Raw genomic sequence first — 20,618 nt, forward strand, 5'->3', positions numbered from 1 at the left:
TGAAATACGAGTGGCTGCCATTCCAATCGTTTACACCTACCGAACTTGAGGAGGCTATCGATGAAATCGGCGCTGGTTTTGGCTCTCAATACCAATTTACTTTCTGCTAAGCACTTATCAACTTTGTCTCCTTCGGCCTTATAAAGGGGTTGCGCAACGGCCAGTTGGTTGGAGAAAAATACAAGGCTCCCGATCATAACAGCGACCGGCAGAGTTTTAAGTTCAATGCAAAATAATTTGTTCATTGTCGCCTCTCTTGATTTAATTTATATATTGCGGAATACCCCACGTCCTGTCGGACAGCGTATGCAGGGCAAATAACCCAACTCTACGGGGCCGGCGGATGAGTTCCATGAGGTGTTAGGTAAATATCACCTCTCTCCTGCGCCAGTGCAGTAAAGATAGGTTCAAGCCGTTGCACGGGATCTTTTTCTCCGCAGATCATCAATAGGACTTTGTTCCAACCCCCCTTGTTCCGCCACCGATGCCGACTTCTATAAAATGGGATGCCTTGTCGCTTTAATACTCCGCAAACAGCGCTTCCTGAAATCGCCCTGCTACCCCATCCGGAGACTACTCGCCCCTGCCTCGCACAGAAGAACAGATTTGATACGCCAAAAGTTATTACAGGTTACTTTTTGATTCCGCTACAATTTGTGTCTAAAGCATCGCCTGGCGAAACCACATTATTTTTAATGATCTCTTGAGCCTTGGATTCCGCTTTAGTAAGCTCATCAACAAAAATATCTGTTTGATATTCCGGGCTGGAAGCCGCAACCAGCGATGCGCTCAGGGACCGTTCGGAATCTTTCACGTTAATAGACGTTACGGTAGAGAGCCCCGGGCGGATAGGGTGTTTCAGTATCTCATCCTCTCGTAGCGCGATACGCACGGGCACACGCTGTACGATATGAATGAAATTTCCGGTCGCGTTGTCGGGAGGCAATAAAGCAAAAACACTGCCGGTGCCGGGAACTAACCCTTCTACCGTTCCATGAAAAACGTAGCTATCGTCATAAAGGTCGACAATAATCTCAGCCTGCTGGCCGGGGCGTATCCGCTGCAACTCGGTCTCCCGCAGGTTCGCTTCTACCCATAGATGATCCAGGGGAATAATGGTCATTAGCGGGTCGCCCGGTTGAATCCGATTGCCTACCTGGACTTTGCGTTTGGCGACATAACCTGAAGCGGGAGCGCGAATTTGCTGCCGGCTAAATTCAAGATAGGCAGCAACAAACTTATGCTTGGCCGTTTCGACATCCGGATGCCGAATCCTGCTGGTGCCTCCCACTTTAGCTTCGATGGATTTGAACTCGGCCTCCGCTTCTCGCATCTCGGCTTCAAGGACGGTCATTTGGTCTTCGGCATTTTGCAAAGCCTGATCCGATACGGAACCGTTTGGAATCGCCTGTCTTAACCGGATCACATCGTGGCGTACCCTATCCAGCCTGGCCGAACGAGCAATGATTTTTTGACACATCTGCTGACGCGTGGCGAAAACGGTTCCGATCTCGCGCACCGTTTGACCAAGCTCCCCCTCGCTCTGGCGCAAAGCCGTTTGCGCCCGGTGCTCATCAAGACGGACCAGAAGATCGCCCTTGTTGACGTATTGGCTTTCCTCCGCCAACACCTGGGTTACAATACCGGTCGCGTCAGCCTCGACCGGAATAAGGTTACCGGAGACAAAGGCATTATGGCTCACAACCCAATAACGGCAATACAGCCACCAATAACCGGCATAGCTCATAGCCGCCGCAATCAGCACGAGAATGACCGACACTAAATATCGATTGCGGCGAGCCCGAATATCTTTGGGATGAATTTTCATTGGTTATTATTGGCGATACCCGGTTTTAGTTTCGCTTTAAGGCGTTGTGATTTCTCTACAACAGAGGGCGCTGCCCCCGATTTGAGCGTTGCGTCCAACTTCAAAATATCAACCACTTGTACAAGTCAAAGCCTTCAGGGTGTTCCGGTTTATGCTTAATTAATTGTTGGACAATCTTAAGATCATTCGAGTACCCGCCGCCCAACGCCTCAATCAAATCCACCATGGCAACCAAATGGTCGGCTTCCAGTGTCTTCAAGGCATATTCCTGATCCAGCACAACATCATGACGGCCCAGCATCGCCCGACGATCGTCCAGACCAAGACGAAGGCGATCTGCAGCGAGCTCCTCATTTTGGCGTTGCGAGGATAATAAGCGGTTTTGTGCCTCAAGTATGGAACGCGACTCTTTCCAACTGCTCAGGCTATCGGCGACCTCTTGGATGGCGTGCAGTAAGGTATCGTTATACAGTTCCACCGCCCCGTCGTACTCGGCTCGTTGGACCGACAATTCTGCACGCAGTCGCCCGCCTTCGAACCAGGGAAGCCGCAGGCCCGGCGCGATGCCGTAGGAGAAACTGGAGCCCGAAAACAGGATATTGGCCAGAGAACTCGCCCCTTTCGTCAACCTGAGCGCATTCAATCCCGCGAAGGCAGTCAGATCGATCGTGGGCAAAAAACTGGCCTTGCCCACCTTGACCCTTTGCGCCGCCGCCTCGGCACGATAGAGAGCGACCGCAAGATCCGGACGATGGGCAAGCAATTCCAGCGGAAGCTTGGCGGGTAACCGCAAGTCTTTAGGGATGTCGCCCTGATCCCTATCGGTAAACAGGCTTTGCGTCGAATCGGGGCCGTTGCCTATCAATCGGGCCAGTAAATTCCTCTGGAGGTCCAACTGATCCCGGGTACCGGCTTCGCGTTTATTGGCTAACTCCAAATCGACCTTGGCCTGCTTCACCGGATCGGCGGAATCCAGGCCCAACCGAAACCTCGTCTCGGCCAGCTGGAGTAATTCGCGGTGCAGTTCTACGATATCGTGTATCAAATCGAGTTGCTGGCGCAGCGCGACTCCGCGAAAGTAGGATCTGGCGATTGCGCCCGTCAGTTGCAACCAAACTTCGGCGTGCTCGGCCTTCTCGGCCGATGCTTCGCCCAGCGCCGCTTCCAATGCGGCACGGTTTTTTCCCCAAAAATCAAATTCGTAGCGAAAGTTAAAGGGATTAACCCGACCAAAGAGGATATTCGCCCCCGCCGCCTCTTTTCGATTGAGAACGGCAAAAACACCATTTTCTGAAATGCGCTCATTCGCAAGCTCGACTTCTGCGTCCAGAAATGGCAGCAGCCTCGCTCCCTCCACGCGAGCCAAGGCTTGTGCCTGACGTATTCTGGCGGCTGCGACTTTGAGACCGGTGCTATTTTTTAACGCAATAGTCATGAGGTTATTGAGTTCAGCGCTGCCAAACTCCAGCCACCAGCGTTCAGCCGGCCATTGTGGCGAGCTAGCGGCAAGTTCATTGTGATCGGAATCGGATAGCGTGTGCTCCATGGATGGGGCTTCTATAAATTCGGCAGGCTTATCCCCTGCGGGTATCCAGGCGCAACCGGAAACCAGAAACATCATCCCGATACAGGACTGATTAAGCAGCCATCGCGCCGTGTCCAAACGACTCATCATGGTTCCTCCATCATTTCTTCCGCCCGAATGTCTTCGAGCTTTTCAATCTTGCTCGGATGAAGGTGCGGATAAGCTGGATAAGCCAACCAAACCAGCCCAGCCAGGCCGACAAACAGGTAACTTGCCAGCAAAAAAGCATCGTTCATTGCCAGGATGGCGGCATGCTGTTTAATGATGGCCATAAGTTCGCTCTTGACCATCTCCGCCGCGACTCCGGCGCTATCCAACTTGCCCGAGAGCTCTTGCAGCAAATCAATGGAAGCGAACCTCCGTCCGCCGAAATTATCCGCCAAATGCAGTTGATGAAAAGGCATCCTCCTAAACAAGACAATCCCTTGCAGCGTAATCCCGAACGCACCGGCGGCGATGCGCAGCAATCCGGTTCCTTCCGCCGCACGCATTTCTTGCTGCCCTGAAAACCCGTGAAGCGTCAATCGGGTCAGGGGAATAAAAAACGAACCCAGAAATAAGCCGAATAGTAACATGGGCCAAAAAATTTGATCGAACGAAGCGGGTTCATCGAACAGCCCAATCCAGAACAAGGCCAAGGCGAAACCAAGCAAATTGATACAGGCAAGCAAACGCGCGTCAAGATTTAGAGGTAAACCGTGCATGATCAAAGTCACCGGTACCGCCAGCACGATCATGGGCAGAAAAACCATGCTGGCCAGAAAAGAAGAATATCCCAGCAACACCTGCAACTGGACGATAAACATCGAAAGCAATCCCTGGATCAAGAGAAATCCCACCGTAAAGCAGATCACCCCGACAGCAAAATTACGATGGGCAAAAAGACGTATGTCGAGTGCCGGATGACGTTCCCCAAGCTCCCAGATAATGAAGCAAGGCAAAACGACGATGACAAGAATCGCCATAGCCCGCAAAAAAGGCGAATCGAACCAGTCAAAATCGTTACCTTGATTCAAAATGGTTTGTATGCCGCCGAGGACCACGGCAAGAAGCATAAAGCCGATAAAGTCGAACCGAATGTAGCTGCGTTCGAATCCCCGCCCGGCAAGCAACGAACCGGTGGTCGCGGCAATGACCAAAGCGATGAGCGTATTCAGATAAAAAAGGCGGCGCCAGCCGACCTCGTCGACGATCACGCCGCCTATCGAAAAACTGATCGTAAAAGGCATGAGCGTGACCAGACCCCAGATACCCAACGCTAACATTTTCAGTTTATCGGGATATTCTTTCAATAACAGGGATTGGCCGACGGGGAGCGTAATCCCGCCCGCAAAGCCGAGTAGTACGCGCCCCGGAATAAACAGCCATAGGGATTCACTGATCGCACAGAGATAAGAAGCGAAGGCGTAGACAAAAAACGCCGCTACGAACACGCGATAGGCGCCGTACTTTCCTGAGAGCCAGCGGCTTAGCGGAAAAGCTAATGCCAGGGCCATCATGAAATCGGTCTGAGCCCAGGTTCCGAAGCTAGGCGTCACGCCGCCCAAATCGCCGGCAACATGAGGCATCATCGCAATATAGGAGCCGACGTTGAACAATACGATCATATGTCCCAAAGCCAGCAGGACGTTAAAAAGGATAAAACGCCAGCCGCTCAGTCTCTCAGCGTAAGTGATAGCCATAGGATCCGGGTTTCCTACCGGTTGCAGCCAAAATCCGGCTTTTTACGTCTGCACATCATGATTGCGGTCCGCTGCCTTGCGGATAGTGCTTTCGCTAATTTGAACAAAGCATAGGCTCTCTGGTAGCCCCCAATTATGTGTTGAATTGACGCCATATTCTGCCTCACCTTCAAATTAGGAAGTACGAATTAAATTCATCATGAATTTCTCTATGGCCGACAAAGGCAAAAGCCGTTGGCCCACAACAGAACCGGCTTGCATTCGCTGATTTTGGTTGAACCTCTTGTTGTGCGGGAAGCGCTCAATAAATTCCCGCTGCCAACACTACGGATCAACCCAGGAACCCTGTGCAATACTATAAATTCGAGATTAACATAAGACAAACGAATTTTATTTGACTTTAATATCGATAAAGTCGATGTAAATTATTATGGGTATCGTACAAATTTGAATTTTTTGAGCGTGGCCTCGAAGGGCGGCCTTCAAGAAGCGGCGAATAGACTGGATGTCTCTCAATCGACGGGTGCGAGTGCGCGCACCCAACGGTTGGAGCCTTATTCAGGGACGCCCTTGTTCGTACGTAAACGATCCGGAATGAATTTGGCCCAGCAAAGCCTTCATTTTTTTTGCGTCATGCCGAATCGCTATTATTGACGCTGGAACAGGCAAGCCGAAATATCGGGCTTCCCAGCCGGTTCCGAACCAGCATTAAAGTCGGTGCGCCAACTATTGAATAGCTACCAGGGTAAAAGTAATTTACCTCTTAATTTGACGGCCAGGAAGGGCAGGAGTAAAACCGAAATCATACCTGCGCCCACCAAAATAGCCGCCCTGTCTGAACGCATAAGTCCGGAAGAAACACCGATTTCGCTGATGACGACAATGAGGGGAAGGCCGGTAGCGGAGTAGAGTGCAAAAGGCACTTGCTCTTCTGGCGCCAACGCCTGCCTATATAAAATGACCGGAATGCCTCTAACCAGCACCAATAAGCCCAGCAACAGCGTCACTTGTATAGGCGCGAGAGGTCCAGTCCATAAGGCGCTGACTTCAAACTTCATGCCGGCGACGATGAAGAAGATGGGGATGAGAAAACCGTACCCAATGGCGTCCAGCTTATGCCGTAACAATTCTCCCCCTTCGCCTTTGCTGGCAAGTCCAACAACCATACCTGCGGCAAAGGCTCCCATCACGATATTCAGTCCGAATTTTGAGGCAAGCACAACGAACAGGACTTGCAACACAAGGCAAATTCTAACGGGAAGCTGCCCGCTACTCTGCATCGTGTGCGCCAATCTTTCGATAGCCCGTAATGATCGCATGTTGAGAGCAACATTCGCCGCGGCCAGGGCAATGATGATGAAAGTCACTATAAACAGGGTGTGTACAAGGGTACTGTGCGTAGGAATAACCAAAAGCGAGATGACCAGTAATGGACAGAACTCACCCGCCGCGGCAGCGGCGACCATGTATTTCCCGAACTCGGAATCCAGCTCTCCCCGGTCGCGCAGAATGGGACCCAATACCCCTAAAGCCGTCGTGGATAAAGCGACCGCCGCCAACATGGGCGGCGCCTGGATAAGCCCGATGGCATTGAAGAAGAACATACAAATCGTAGCCAAGATAAACGACAGAAACCAGCCGCCCAACGCCAATGACAAGGGCCTGCCGCGAACTTTGTCAACATTGATCTCAAGCCCGACCATGAACAGCAGAAAGGTCAATCCGAGCTGGCCCAGCGTATCAACCATACCAACCGGACTCGCGAGATGTAAAACATGAGGGCCTATCATTATCCCTAAAACGATTTCAATGACCACCACAGGCAAGCGGAATCCGCGAGGTAATTCGGCAAGCAGCGGAGCCAACATGGCAACAAATACGATCAGCAGAAGTTCAGAAGGATAGGCTTCCATAAATAGGCTCCGTAATGGATTTAAGATTTAATGTTATTGCATTTGAACCCGAGTGAATGCGGGTCATCGGACACCGGCCACCGTTTGTAGTTTTTTGCAGATTGCAATACGGTGATCGCTCTTTACTCCACGCTATCCAAATCATGTTATCGATTATTCTTGCTACGACTGAATCAATTCCATCAAATCACCGGGATAAATACCAAGCCAGAAGACCAGCACTGTTAAGGCCCCAAGCGCGGCATAGGAAATCCATTTGTAAGGGAGCTTATCGTCCGCATTTACGGGCGATTCCATGTTCATCGTCATGACGACGATGATTCTTAAGTAAGAATAAAACCCCAAGGCGCTTCCAATAATCAGGGTGAACAACAATCCCCACAATCCCCCTTCGATGCCCGCAGTAAACATATAAAATTTGCCAATAAACCCCGCTGTCAGGGGAATGCCCGCCAGTGACAGCAGCATGACCGTAAAGGCCGCAGCCAGCCAGGGCTCTTGCCAGAACAGGCCTCGATAAAATGAGAGTTCCGCCGCCTCCGCCTTCGAGGTGGCGAGGATTGAAACAACGCCGAAGGCGCCCAGCGTGGTAATGATATAGGCGATCAGATAAAAGGTAACGGACTCTGTCACCAACGCCGGAGCGATGCTGCCGCCGGCGATGAATGCAATCAGCAGATAACCCATATGGGCGATGGATGAATACGCCAACAGCCGTTTGACGTTTTGTTGCAGTAGTGCCAGTAAATTACCGGCTAGTATGGTTATGACGGCGATGAAACTGAAAACGGTTATTAGGGAAGGATAAAAAAAACCTCCGCTGCTGATGAAATAGCGCAACAACAGGGTAAAAACGGCGCCTTTTGAAACAGTGGCGACAAACGCAGTCACCGGCGCCGGAGCGCCTTCATAGACATCGGGCGTCCACATATGAAACGGCGCCAGCGACAGCTTAAAACCCAATCCGACTACAATGAAAACGATTCCGCACAAAACCATGGCATCGAGCGTCTGCTGGTTGGCAATGAATTGTCCGATACCGTTGAAATCAAGCGCTCCGCATTGCGCATAGATCAACGCCATCCCCATCAGCAGGAAGGCGGAAGACACACCGGATAAGACCAGATATTTGATCGCCGCTTCCAGAGACTTTGTACGATCGAAAGAATACCCTATCAACACAAACAAAGAAACGCTGAGTATTTCCAATCCGATAAAAAATGACGCAAAATGGGTACTTGCCGTCAACACCGATCCGCCCAGGAGAGCAATGAGGATGAGCAATAGCAGTTCTTCGTTTTCTCCGTCGCAATCTTTAAAATAGTCATAGCAAAAGGCGATGACGACAAGACCCGCCGTCAACAATAGCGACATAAAGAACAAACCATAAGTATCCGCCCGCATCAGAGGCGTCACCTGGACGGGAAAACGCCCCCATGTGATTGTCACGGCTATGAGACTCACCACAATTCCAATGACGGCGACGATGCTGGCTAAGGCAAAATGACGCCTGATGACGATGGCCAGCATGACTGCTATCGATGTGCCGGCGATAGCGATGAACGGCAAAAATGCGATCAGTTGGTCGATGTTCATCCGTTATCTCCCTGACAGCAGAGTTGTATGTCCTGTTCTAAGGGCGGCGCGGCAAGGTTCAATACCGGCTGAGGATGAAGCCCCAGCCAGACAGTGCTCAACACCAGCAGCCCCATGAAAACCAGTTCACGGCGGCCGAAATCGGAATGGAAATGCTGCCGTCGCAATGGACCGTGAAAGACTTTTTGGATGATGATGAGTGAATAAACCGGCGCCAGAATAAGCACAAGAGCCGCCAATACTGTCAACGTGACAGTCGCCTTGAAGGCACCCAGTAACACCAAAAATTCGCCGATGAAATTACCCAGTCCTGGCAGTCCCAGCGAGGCAATGGCAAAGAATAAAGTTATTGCCGACAGCCTAGGCATTTCGATCCAGAAACCGCTCATACAGTTCATTTCACGGGTATGCAGACGTTCCTGCAAAGCCCCGGCGATCATGAATAAGGCCGAAGCGCTGATGCCGTGCGCCAGCATGGTGATGACCGAACCCTGCAGGGCCTGCATATTCAGGGAAAACACTCCCAGCATAATAAACCCCATATGGCTGACGCTCGTATAGGCGATCAACCGCTTCAAATCGGACTGGGCGAATGCCATCATGGCGGCGTAGAGCACGCTGATTGCGCCCAGGGCCATGGCGACAGGCGCAAACTCTTGTGCCGCTTCAGGAAACAAGGGGACGACAAAACGCAATAAACCGTAAGCCCCTGTTTTAAGCATGACCCCGGCCAGAATAACGCTGCCCCCGGTGGGCGCCTGGGTATGGGCATCCGGCAGCCAGGTATGAAACGGGACGGCCGGAAGCTTGACGGCAAAGGCAATGAAAAAGCCCAGCATCAGCCAAAAGGCAATGGTCGGGTCGAGAGGCGCTTCAAGCAGATCGAAATAGTCGAAACTATAAATCCCGGTATTGTCGTGAAAAATTAGCGCGAAAGTGACGATTGCCAGCAGCATCAGCAAGCCGCTTGCCTGAGTGAAAATAAAAAATTTGATTGCCGCATAGATCCGGCTTTCATGTCCCCAAATGCTGATCATAAAATACATCGGGATGATCATCGCTTCCCAGAAAAAAAAGAACAGAAACAAATCCATTGCCAGGAAGACACCGACCGTCCCGGCCAGACAAAATAACAGATTAAAGAAAAAGAAACCCTGCCGGTGCTTGATCTCGGTCCAGGAACTGCTGACCGCCATAAAGCCGAGAAAAACCGTCAGCGAGATCAGCAGTAGACTGAGCCCATCCAGGGCCAGATGAAAGCCGATACCGAAACGGGGAATCCATGGCCGCTTAAAATCGGCGATCCAGATCGGCGACTCGCCGGCAGACAAATAATCGACAGGTTCGGCCGTCGAAAATTGCACAAATACCAGTAGTGCCTCTATCGCCAGCGTCGCCACGGCTATCCGGCGCGGGGCAGCAGGACAGAACCGTTCAGAATACCAAGCCGCAAGCCCCCCCAAGAATAAAACGGCAATCAGTGCGAACAGCATCATGACAACAGTCCTATAGCGACGATGACGGCGGCCGCAAAACCCATCGATGCCGCATACCAGCGCAACCTGCCGGATTGCGATGCGCTGGCGATGTGGTGAATGCTCCTGCTGAGCGTTGCCATTCCTTCATAGACCCCATCTATTCCATCGTTTTTATTGAATTCGGCAACCCACTTGAATGGCAGCACCAACACGTTGTCATAAAGCCAGTCAAATGCCCAGCCGGAAAGCCAGAAGCGCTGCAGTGTCTTACCCCATGCAATTGACGCTAGTCGCTCCGCCGAAAATGTACCGGTAAGGTAGAACAAAGCCGCAATTATCAGACCGGCAATAGGCGCCGCTACAGTGAGGCCGCCCACCCAATCGAGATGGCGATGCGCTTCTTGTTCGGCCGGAACAGGAAACGCCGAATCCAGGGGTATCTGCAATAAACCGCCGGTGAGCGCCAGTAGGCAAAGCAACAGCAAGGGCACGCTCATGCGCCGGCCGATAACCGTTTCGACTGCGGCGTGTTCGGAACCGAAAAAAACGACGAACACTAGGCGGAAACTGTAAATGCCGGTAATCAATGCGCCGAAACAGGCGGCCCCCCACAAACCGGGGGAGAAATCGAACGCGGCCAGCAAGATTTGGTGTTTGCTATAGTAGCCGGAAGTAAACGGCAGTCCAGACAACGCCGCACTGCCGATAAGGAAACTCCAGAAGGCGACCGGCATCGCTTTCCGCAGGCCGCCCATTTTAAAAATGTTGTGTTCGTGGTGAAAACAAAAAATCACCGCGCCCGCAGCCAGGAACAATAGGGCCTTGAAGAAGGCGTGAGTCATAAGGTGGAAAATAGCCGCCGACCAGGCTCCGACGCCCAAAGCGAGAAACATATAGCCGATCTGGCTGATCGTTGAATAAGCGAGGATACGTTTGATATCGGTCTGCATCAACGCAGAAAAGCCGGCCAACAATAAAGTCGTGACACCTATCAACGCGACTGCAAACTGAATCGTAGGCGCAAGCAGGAACAAGTCGTGGGTTCTGGCAATGAGGTAAACACCGGCCGTCACCATGGTCGCCGCGTGGATCAGCGCGCTAACGGGCGTAGGGCCGGCCATGGCATCGGGAAGCCAGGTTTGCAGCGGCAACTGCGCGGATTTACCCACTGCGCCGCCCAACAACAGTGCGGCGGCGGCAACCGGCAACAAAGCCCCCGTCTCCCATTGGCTCAAGGCCCTAAGCATGACCGACTGAATATCGAGAGTATGCAATTGCGTAAACAGCAAAAACAGGCCGAGCGCCATCGACGTATCACCCACCCGGGTCATCACAAACGCTTTTCGCGCCGCATAGCCGTTATTCGGATCTTGATACCAGAATCCGATCAGCAGATAACTGCCGAGACCTACACCTTCCCAGCCCATATAGAGCAGAACCAGATTGTCAGCCAGCACCAGCACCAGCATGGCGAAAACAAACAGATTCATATAGGCGAAAAACCTTGCATAATCGGTATCGGTTTCCATGAAACCAGCCGAATAAACATGGATCAGCAGTCCGACGCCGGCCACAACCCACAACATCGTCAGCGATAAGGAGTCGAGGTAGAACCCGAATGGCACGGACAAATCATCAACCGCCATCCACGACCCTATAGCCAACCGGTAAGGTTCCCTGTCTCCAGCCAGATACTCCGCGCCGATCAAGGCTGACAGGATAGCGGAAATACCCACGGTTCCGACGCCAATCCAGGCAACTGCCGGTTTGGCAAAATGACCTCCGGCCAATACCAGGAGTACAAAACCGAATAAGGGGAACAGCGGCACCAGCCAAAGCAATGTAATCACTTGCGCCTCCTAGCCTTTCATCTCGTTCACAGCATCCGCATCCAGAGAGTGAAAACGGTGGAAAATCTGCAGCGCCAAACCCAGGCCGACACCCACTTCCGCCGCTGCAAGCGTCAGTATCAGCAGAAACATGATTTGCCCATCCGCCTGCCCCCATCTTGACCCGGCCACGACAAATGCGAGTCCGGTCGCATTCAGCATAATTTCCAAAGACATCAGTATGAAGATCAGGTTACGCCGCACCAGCACCCCGATCAGCCCCAACGCAAACAGAACGGCGGATAGCAACAAACCGTATTCCATAGGAATTCCGTTCATGAGTCCCTCTCTTGCCTGTTTCTTTTGATTATGGGTTTGCCCAGGTGATAGGCGCCTACCAACCCCGCCAGCAATAGCATCGAAGCCAGTTCCACAGCCAGCAGATAGGGGCCGTACAAGGCGATACCAACCTGTTTTGAATTGACCAACTGGCCGGTCTCCGCATTGCCGCCGACGGCGATCACCACCAGAATTTCGCCTAACAGAACTAGCGCCAACAAAGACGGCACTATCCACATGCCCGGCGTGAGCCATTCATGTTCCTGGTCTACCGTCTTTTGGCCCTGGTTGAGCATCATAATCACGAAGACAAAAATCACCATGATGGCGCCGGCATAGATAATCACTTCCAGCACAGCGGCAAAATACGCGCCTAACAGAAAAAAAATAATGCCCACGGCCAGCAGCGACAGGATCAAATAAAGCAGGCTGTGTACCGCATTGAAGCCGGTGATCATCATCAACGTCGCAAAAACGGCGACGGCCGCTGCGATGGTGAACAGTGTCATCTCCATACAGGCCTCCCTATCATGACAACAGCGTTTTTACGTCTATAGGCGGGCTTTCATTTTCGGCCTGCCCCTTATTTTTGCCGCCGACGGTCATGCCGGCAACCCGGTAGAAATTGTAATCGTGGTACTTGCCCGTACCGTTAATCAACAGATGTTCCTTTTCATAGACCATGTTCTGGCGGTCGTATTCGCACATTTCAAAATCCGGGGTCAGTTGAATGGCATAGGTCGGACAGGCTTCCTCGCAAAATCCGCAGAGTATGCAGCGGGAAAAATTGATACGGAAAAAGGACGGATACCAGCGACCATTTTCATCTTCGGCTTTCTGCAGGGCGATGCAGTCCACGGGACAGACTACAGCGCAAAGATTACAGGCAACGCAACGCTCTTCGCCGTCGGGATCGCGAGTCAGAACGATGCGGCCTCGATAACGGGGAAACAGCGCCGGCTTGTGCTCGGGGTATTCCACCGTATCCGGTTTGACGAAAGTATGTTTGAGTACTTCCCAGAGTGTTCGTAATTGGCTCAACATGGTTTATCCTTAAATTCCCGATTCGTTAACTGCGCAATGTCAGCGCCACGGCGGCGGTAACCAGCAGGTTTAACAGCGCCACCGGCAGCATCACTTTCCAGCCGAAAGCCATCAGTTGATCATAGCGGGGCCGTGGCAGCGAACCCCGCAATAAAATAAAGAAGACGATGCCGACCGCTGTTTTCAAACAAAACCAAACGAGCGGCGGCAGCCAGGGACCCAGCCAGCCGCCGAAGAACAGGGTTACGATCATCGCAGAACTGAGCGTGACACCGAGATACTCGCCGACGAAAAACATGCCGAATTTCATGCCTGAATATTCGGTATGAAATCCGCCGATCAGCTCTTGTTCGGCTTCAGGCAGATCGAAGGGAGCCCGGCGGCTTTCGGCGATAACGGCCACCATAAAGACGATAAAGCCCAAAAACTGGGGGAAAATAAACCAGCCGTCGCGCTGGGCCTCGACGATCTCCCGCAAATTGAAGGTTCCGGACAGCATCACGACGCCCATGATGGAAATGCCCATGAAGACTTCGTAACTGACTGTTTGAGCCGCGGCTCGCAGTCCTCCAAGCATTGAATATTTATTGTTGGAAGCATAGCCCGCCAAGACCACGCTGTACACGGACAGCGATGTCAGCGCCAGAAAGTAGAGCAGTCCGAAATTGAAATCGATAATGCCGACGCCCGGAGCGAAAGGCACCACGGAAAAACCGGTCAGCATGGTAATGAACACGATGGTAGGCGCCAGCACAAACACCGGTTTATCTGCAAACGGCGGTATCCAGTCTTCCTTGAAGAACATCTTGATCATGTCCGCCACCACCTGAAACAGACCCAACGGACCGACCCGATTGGGTCCGAGACGGTCCTGCCAGACGGCCAACAGCCTTCTCTCTACCCAGATCAGCATCGCGGCAACCAAAATCGCCGAAAGCAGGATGCCGATAATATCCACTGCGCTGCCTATGCCTGTATTGGTCATGGTTTGTCCCCGGAATTACCTACAGGATGTAGATATGAATCGGAAGCTTTACTTAAAGAACGTGGGTATTGAGCAGGAGCAAATGCGAAAGTTTTGTCCGCTTTAGTCAATACGACCAAGCTCAACCGGCTGATCCCCAAAGTTTCCGGCAGTCCTGCGGTGATTCCCAGCAGACCGCAAGGAAGCGTTTGCTCTATTTTCACAGGAAGATATATGATCGAAATACCTGTAAGGCTCTTGATTTCCAGAAGGTCGCCGGACTCTACAGCCAGTACGGCGGCATCCGACGGGCTCAATGAGGCGCAAGGATTGGCCATGCGCTCGGCCACCGGCGGCGAATGCCTGCTTAATTCCTCGCTGCCGAAAATATGCTGAAGCGGCACGATGCGCCATTGCCCTTCCATGGGCTTAAATGCGTCCGGGATATGCGTAAACCAAGGCATTGCACCGGTTGCTTCGATCAGCCTTGCGCCCGCATCTCCGCCCCGTAAATGGCCGCCGATTTCATCCTGGAATTTGTTGATGGCCTGGTTCGAATTCCAGCCGGGCGCCCAGATAACCGGTTCCAGAGCAGCTGGCACACCGACTGTTATGCCTTCCATCGAAAAAGCAAAGGGTGTTTCCGGATCGACGGTCTGCCGAGGTTCGCTGACTTTTATGTTGGCGAGCATTGCGGTGCGGCCACTGTAGCGGTGCGGTTGCCGGGGAATTTTCATACCGGCGATCCTGAATTGGCCATCCGGAGCCTCCTTGGCGATGGCTGCGAGCGCTGGAAAAGCCTCGGCGCAGGCGGCCGTGAGTTCATCGCAGTGCTTCCAGTCAGTCGTTTCCATGCCAGCCAACAGCCATTGCCAACTGCCGCGCACAGGCTCCGCCGCGGGATAGACAGGGAAGTAACGTTGCGCCCTGCCCTCATTACTCACCAGTGTCCCCTCTGATTCAGCGAACGTCGCAGCAGGCAATAACAGTTCTGCATTATCTGCCGTTTGTGTATTCAGCGAGTCTAGCACCACCACATGCGCCGCGGTCCGCAGAAACGCATCGACATCTTGTTCCTGCGCCCGACGATACAGATCGTTTTCAAGAATAATGACGGTCTCGGCCAATTTTTCATTGACCCGCTCGAAAGCCTGCCGCATGCGTCTCCCACCCATCATGGCGAGCCCCAGACTATTGCATTCGGGCACCGTATAAATTAGCTGCTTGTCCTTTGCAGACAGCGCCTTGGCAACATTGAATGCCGCCTGAATGACGGCGAGGCTGGCACAACTCGTTCCAGACACGACCAGCGGACGTTTAGCCGATTTCAGGCTTTCCGCAATAACGGCCGCAAGCGAGTGTTCGGTGGCACTGAGGTCGGCAGGCGCAGGAGCCTGAGGATCAAGGCCGCGCGCAATTGCAAAGCCCAGGCGCGCAATGTCTTCCGGGCTGCCGCGATAACAGTGCGCAGCAACATCATCCAGACGGGTGGCACAAATACCGGCAATAAAAATCGGACTTCGATTGTTTTTTTCCAGTTCACGGACAGGCTCATCCAGCCAGGGCGATATGTGCATACTGCTAGCCAGATCCAATGCCGCGTTACGTGCGGCCTGACGCACCGAAAGCGCCAGCCTGGGCGCGCTATTCGTCAGATCCTCGCCCAAAATCAGCACGGCATCGGCCTGCTCGACCTCTCGCAAGGAAGGCGTATGGATACCGCCGTAGCGCAACAGATCGACTATCGTTTCAAACAACGTCTGTTCGGTTTCCTCGAGACCGAGAAAGAAGTTTTCCTCCCCGACCAGCGTACGCAAGGCAAAATTAGCTTCCAGCGAGGCCCTCGGCGAACCGACTCCTATGACAGGCTGACCGTTTTTTAGCAGCTCTCGAAAGTGTTGTTCCGCCGTTTCATTGGCGATTTCGCTCCGGCCGTTCAGTAGAGGCAAGCGGATACGTTCGGGGCTGTTGACGAAGCCGTAGCCGAAACGTCCCCGATCGCAGAGAAAATAACCGTTGACCTCGCCGTTATAACGGTTGACGACGCGCCTGAGTTCGCCGTAGCGTTCGCCGGGTGCAATATTGCAGCCCAGACCGCAGTGCACGCAGACCGAGGGCGCGGTCTGCAAATCCCATTTGCGGGCAAAGTGGGCGCTGAAGGTCTTGTCGGTAAAGACGCCGGTGGGACAGACTTCGACCAAATTGCCGCTGAATTCGCTTTCCAGCGTACCGTCTTCGAATCGGCCGAAATAGACATTGTTACTCACGCCCAAGGCATGCAGGTCGCTGCCGCCCGCATAGTCGTCATAAAAGCGGACACAGCGGTAGCAGGCGATGCAGCGGTTCATCTCATGATTGATGAACGGGCCGAGATACTGGTTTTGATGGGTACGTTTCAGGCCGCGATAGCGCCGAACGGTATGTCCGGACATCAGCGTCATGTCCTGCAAATGGCATTCGCCGCCTTCTTCGCAGACCGGGCAATCGTGAGGATGATTGGTCATCAACAGTTCGATGTTGCCGCTGCGAAATTGCGTCGCCTGATCGGTCTTGATGGAAATACGCATGGCGTCCGCAACCGGCGTCATGCAAGCCATGACCAACCGGCCGCGTGTATCGTCCGCATCGCGATACTGAATCACGGCGCACTGCCTGCATGCGCCGACCGACCCCAGTGCCGGGTGCCAGCAAAAGTAAGGCAGGTCAAGTCCCAGTGTGTGGCAGGCCGCTAACAGGCTTTCCCCCTCTTTGACCGTATATTGCACGCCGTCGATTTCGATCGTAGCCATTAACCTGCACCTACAATGCTGTTTTTGCCGAGGATATAACGCTCAAAATCCTCTCGAAAAAATTTTAGCGCGCTCTGCAAGGGTTCCATGGCTCCGGGCGCCAGCGCGCAGAAAGTATTGCCCGGGCTCATCATGCGGCTCAATCCCGACAAGGTGCCAAGGTCTTCGAGTCGGCCGCGTCCGTCAATAATATCCTGCAGCAGAGTGACGACCCAGGGCAAGCCGTCCCGGCAGGGTGTACACCATCCGCAGGACTCCCTGGCAAAAAATTGTTCCAGATTCAGCACCATCCGCACCGGACAGGTCTTGTCGTCAAGAATGATCAAAGTGCCGGTGCCCATGCGGCTGCCTGCCCTGGCTACGGCCTCGTAATCCATGGCCACGTCCAGATGCTCGGGCAGCAAAAAATCGGTCGATGCGCCGCCCGGCAGAAAACCGCGCAGTTGATAACCCGGCTGCATGCCGCCGGCATGTTCTTCGATAATCTCCCTGATCGGCGTTCCCATCGGCAATTCCCAGAGACCGGGACGATTAACACGGCCGCTTGCCCCGAATAGCTTGGTGCCTTGATCGGCTCCACGTCCCAGTCCCTTATACCAGTCGACCCCGTAATGGAGGATGTGGGGCACGTTGCATAAGGTTTCCACATTGTTGACCACCGTGGGCTTGCCCCAAAGTCCGCTGACCACTGCGAATGGCGGTTTGGTGCGGGGATTGGCCCTCTTCCCCTCCAGCGCATTGATCAACGCCGTTTCTTCGCCACAGATATAACGTCCGGCGCTGGTATGCAGATAGATCTCCAGATTGAAATCCGAATTCAAAATATGCTCGCCCAGATAGCCCTTGACGCGCGCTTCGAGCAGGGCGTTTTCGAGACGCCGCGCGGCCAGACGGTATTCTCCGCGCAGGAAGATATACGCAATATTGGCCTGTATTGCGTAAGAGGCAATGATCATGCCCTCAATGAGTTGATGCGGGTCTTTCTCCAGCAGCAACCGATCCTTGAAGGTGCCCGGTTCCATCTCGTCGCCATTGGCAATCAGATAACGGGTTTTGAGCGCATCATCGTCCATCGGAACGAGGCTCCACTTAAGCCCGGCGACAAAGCCGGCCCCGCCTCGGCCCCTAAGTCCGGCATCCTTGACCCATTGCTGCACTTCTTTCGGCTGAAGTTCCGAGATCGCCTTGCGGAGGCCCTGATAGCCGCCGGTGCTCTCGTAATCCGCCAACGTCGCAAAGGCGCGATCGGGCCGGATATTTTTGGTCAGCGGCTTGTTTTCCGTTGTTTCCATTACCGGCGGTCTCCCAAAATCTCGTAAACGGTATTTTCTTCGGTGATGTCGAGCCGAAGCTGATCTCCGACCATGGCCACCGGTGCGTGATCGCAGGCGCCGAGGCAAACGATCGGCAATACCGTGTATTCGCCGTCCGCCGTCATTTCGCCCAAATCGACGTGAAAATGACGGCACAAACGCTCGCGGACTTTTTCGGCGCCCAGCATCCAGCAGGTGACGCTGTTGCAATAATGAATGACGGTTTTACCTACGGGCCGGCGATAGATCAGATTGTAAAAGGTCGCCACGCCTTCCAGTTGTGCCGGAGAGATTTCCAGAAGCTCGGCAACGGCGACCAAAGCTTCGTCGGAAACCCAGCGGTGGTGCTTTTGCACGATTTTCAGGGCCTCGATCGAGACTGCCGCCTTGTCGGCATAACGCGTCATCTCGGCGTTGATCTCCGTGATTTCCTCGGGACTCAACCCTGCAAATTTTTGTATGTTCTCTGTCATGTCAACGATCCACGTCCGCCATTACGAAATCGATGCTGGCCAGAATCGCGATCAGATCGGCGATCATCATGCCGCGGCTCATTAGCGGAATCATCTGCAAATGGGCAAAGGACGGCGTCCGGATACGGGTTCGATAAGACATGGTGCCTCCGTCGCTGGTCAGATAGTAGCCGTTCAGTCCCTTGGTTGCTTCAATGGTCACGCTGGCCTCTCCGGCAGGAACGACCGGTCCCCAGCTGACATTGAGAAAATGCTGGATCAGGGTTTCTATATCATGTAGAGTCCGCGCTTTCGGCGGCGGCGTGGTTAACGGATGATCGGCCTTATAGGGGCCTTCCGGCATCTGTTCGAGGCATTGTTCGATAATGCGTAGACTTTGCCGCATCTCTTCCACCCGCACCGCGCAACGGTCGTAACAATCGCCCCGATTGCCGATAGGAATTTCGAACTCGTAGTTTTCATAACCTGAGTAGGGACGCGCCTTGCGATAATCCCATTCGAATCCGGTCGCCCGTAGCCCGGCGCCGGTCACGCTCCAGTCGATGGCTTCTGCGCTGGTATAAGAGCCGATGCCTTGCGTGCGCCGCTTGATCAGACTGTTCTTCATGACCAACTTGTCGTATTGATCCAGGCGCGACGGCAAATAGCCGATAAATTCCCGTACCCGTTTATCCCAACCCTGGGGCAAATCCAGAGCTACGCCGCCGATGCGAAAATAACTGGAATGCATGCGAGCGCCGGTAATCGACTCCATGATGTCGAACACCTTTTCACGATCGATGAACATGTAAAAGATCGGCGACATCTGGCCGACATCCTGGGCATAGGTGCCGTAAAACAGCAAATGGCTGGCAAGGCGATAAAATTCGGCGATCATCACGCGGATCACCTGCGCCCGTTCCGGCACTTTGATGCCGGCCAAGCGCTCCACCGCCAGCACGTACGGCAGGTTGTTCATCGAGCCGCCCAGATAGTCCACGCGGTCGGTATAAGGAATGAACGTATGCCAGGACTGGCGCTCGCCCATTTTTTCCGCGCCGCGATGGTGGTAGCCTATGTCGGGAACGGCGTCGATAATTTCCTCGCCATCCAGTTGCAGCGCAATCCGGAAGGCGCCGTGAACGCTGGGATGATTGGGTCCCATGTTAAGAAAGAGAAAATCACTGTCCTCGCTTTGCCGCCGCATTCCCCATTCTTCCGGAACGAAGCGCAACGCTTCCTGTTCGATCTCCTGGCGCTCGTCGGACAGGCTAAACGGTTCCATTTCGGTAGCGCGGGCGGGATGCTCCTTACGCAGAGGATGACCGACCCAGGTCGGCGGCATGATAATCCGGCGCAGGTTGGGATGACCCTCGAAAACGATGCCGAACATATCCCATACCTCGCGTTCGTACCAATTGGCCGAAGGCCAGATAGCACTGGCGGAAGGCAGGGAGAAGGTGTCTTCGGACAGCGCCACTTTGAGACGGATATCCTCGTTGCGGCCAAAAGAAAGCAGATGATAAATAACAGTAAATGCGCTTTCCGGCAGTCCTTGCCGATGGGTTCGCAGACGCTCGTCCATGGCCGTCAGATCGAATAGCAAGGGGTAAGCGGGTTTCGCTTCGTTTTTCAAAAAGCCAAGAACGCTACGGAGATTTTCTCTTGGAATCCACAACGTAGGTATGCCGTCGGCCGTTTGCTGAAAGGTAAAGTGATTGTTGCCAAACCGCTTCGATAGTTCGCGAACAATCTGCGGCAGACCGGACTCAATTTTGGCCATCGCCCTATTGCTGTCCATGATCT

At 53.4% G+C, this 20,618-nt stretch carries 16 protein-coding genes and 1 pseudogene; 1 reads left to right on the forward strand and 16 read right to left on the reverse strand.

What is annotated here, in order from left to right; translation table 11 throughout:
• The 4 genes and pseudogenes from U2W12_RS08360 to U2W12_RS08375 form a co-directional block, all read right to left on the reverse strand.
• A pseudogene (locus U2W12_RS08360) lies at positions 1-245 on the reverse strand (hypothetical protein); the annotation flags it as partial.
• A 386-nt stretch (positions 246-631) separates the two neighbouring features.
• Positions 632-1,828 carry an HlyD family secretion protein gene (locus tag U2W12_RS08365; RefSeq protein WP_326500219.1) on the reverse strand — a complete coding sequence of 399 codons (1,197 nt, stop codon included), beginning with the start codon at positions 1,826-1,828 and terminating at the stop codon, positions 632-634.
• Positions 1,829-1,928: 100 nt separating this feature from the next.
• A complete protein-coding gene (locus U2W12_RS08370) occupies positions 1,929-3,500 on the reverse strand; it encodes an efflux transporter outer membrane subunit (protein WP_326500220.1) in 1,572 nt (523 codons plus the stop codon).
• Entirely contained in the window at positions 3,500-5,095 is a 1,596-nt protein-coding gene (locus U2W12_RS08375; protein ID WP_326500221.1) for a DHA2 family efflux MFS transporter permease subunit, read from the reverse strand. Before U2W12_RS08375 ends, U2W12_RS08370 begins: the two co-directional genes overlap by 1 nt.
• A 462-nt stretch (positions 5,096-5,557) precedes the next feature.
• Here U2W12_RS08375 and U2W12_RS08380 point away from each other — a divergent pair, with 462 nt between their 5' ends.
• On the forward strand, positions 5,558-5,749 hold the full coding sequence (locus tag U2W12_RS08380) for a LysR family transcriptional regulator (RefSeq protein ID WP_326500222.1): 192 nt from the start codon (positions 5,558-5,560) through the stop codon (positions 5,747-5,749).
• Between the two features lie 83 nt (positions 5,750-5,832).
• On the opposite strand, the gene U2W12_RS08385 is transcribed toward U2W12_RS08380, so the two are convergent.
• The 12 genes from U2W12_RS08385 to nuoC all read right to left on the reverse strand — a co-directional run bounded on the left by U2W12_RS08385 (position 5,833) and on the right by nuoC (position 20,613).
• Positions 5,833-7,008: a cation:proton antiporter gene (locus U2W12_RS08385; protein WP_326500223.1), complete on the reverse strand. Its 1,176-nt coding sequence runs from the start codon at positions 7,006-7,008 to the stop codon at positions 5,833-5,835.
• A 162-nt stretch (positions 7,009-7,170) separates the two neighbouring features.
• A complete protein-coding gene (locus U2W12_RS08390) occupies positions 7,171-8,604 on the reverse strand; it encodes an NADH-quinone oxidoreductase subunit N (protein WP_326500224.1) in 1,434 nt (477 codons plus the stop codon).
• Positions 8,601-10,100: an NADH-quinone oxidoreductase subunit M gene (gene nuoM / locus U2W12_RS08395; RefSeq protein WP_326500225.1), complete on the reverse strand. Its 1,500-nt coding sequence runs from the start codon at positions 10,098-10,100 to the stop codon at positions 8,601-8,603. The genes U2W12_RS08390 and nuoM overlap by 4 nt, the downstream gene beginning before the upstream one ends.
• Positions 10,097-11,932, reverse strand: coding sequence for an NADH-quinone oxidoreductase subunit L (gene nuoL / locus U2W12_RS08400; RefSeq protein ID WP_326500226.1), 1,836 nt, complete (start codon positions 11,930-11,932; stop codon positions 10,097-10,099). The genes nuoM and nuoL overlap by 4 nt, the downstream gene beginning before the upstream one ends.
• A gap of 9 nt (positions 11,933-11,941) precedes the next feature.
• Positions 11,942-12,250, reverse strand: a complete 309-nt coding sequence (nuoK, locus tag U2W12_RS08405; protein ID WP_326500227.1) for an NADH-quinone oxidoreductase subunit NuoK — start codon at positions 12,248-12,250, stop codon at positions 11,942-11,944.
• Entirely contained in the window at positions 12,247-12,765 is a 519-nt protein-coding gene (gene nuoJ / locus U2W12_RS08410) for an NADH-quinone oxidoreductase subunit J (RefSeq protein WP_326500228.1), read from the reverse strand. Before nuoJ ends, nuoK begins: the two co-directional genes overlap by 4 nt.
• Before the next feature lie 13 nt (positions 12,766-12,778).
• On the reverse strand, positions 12,779-13,294 hold the full coding sequence (gene nuoI / locus U2W12_RS08415) for an NADH-quinone oxidoreductase subunit NuoI (protein WP_326500229.1): 516 nt from the start codon (positions 13,292-13,294) through the stop codon (positions 12,779-12,781).
• A gap of 25 nt (positions 13,295-13,319) precedes the next feature.
• Positions 13,320-14,279, reverse strand: a complete 960-nt coding sequence (gene nuoH, locus U2W12_RS08420) for an NADH-quinone oxidoreductase subunit NuoH (RefSeq protein WP_326500230.1) — start codon at positions 14,277-14,279, stop codon at positions 13,320-13,322.
• On the reverse strand, positions 14,276-17,047 hold the full coding sequence (gene nuoG, locus U2W12_RS08425) for an NADH-quinone oxidoreductase subunit NuoG (RefSeq protein ID WP_326500231.1): 2,772 nt from the start codon (positions 17,045-17,047) through the stop codon (positions 14,276-14,278). The genes nuoH and nuoG overlap by 4 nt, the downstream gene beginning before the upstream one ends.
• Positions 17,047-18,339, reverse strand: coding sequence for an NADH-quinone oxidoreductase subunit NuoF (gene nuoF / locus U2W12_RS08430; protein WP_326500232.1), 1,293 nt, complete (start codon positions 18,337-18,339; stop codon positions 17,047-17,049). The genes nuoG and nuoF overlap by 1 nt, the downstream gene beginning before the upstream one ends.
• Positions 18,339-18,833: an NADH-quinone oxidoreductase subunit NuoE gene (gene nuoE / locus U2W12_RS08435; protein WP_326500233.1), complete on the reverse strand. Its 495-nt coding sequence runs from the start codon at positions 18,831-18,833 to the stop codon at positions 18,339-18,341. Before nuoE ends, nuoF begins: the two co-directional genes overlap by 1 nt.
• Position 18,834: 1 nt before the next feature.
• Positions 18,835-20,613: an NADH-quinone oxidoreductase subunit C/D gene (gene nuoC / locus U2W12_RS08440; RefSeq protein WP_326500234.1), complete on the reverse strand. Its 1,779-nt coding sequence runs from the start codon at positions 20,611-20,613 to the stop codon at positions 18,835-18,837.
• Positions 20,614-20,618 lie beyond the last annotated feature (5 nt).

The organism is Methylomicrobium sp. Wu6 (assembly GCF_035916875.1).
Taxonomy (GTDB): Bacteria; Pseudomonadota; Gammaproteobacteria; order Methylococcales; family Methylomonadaceae; genus Methylomicrobium.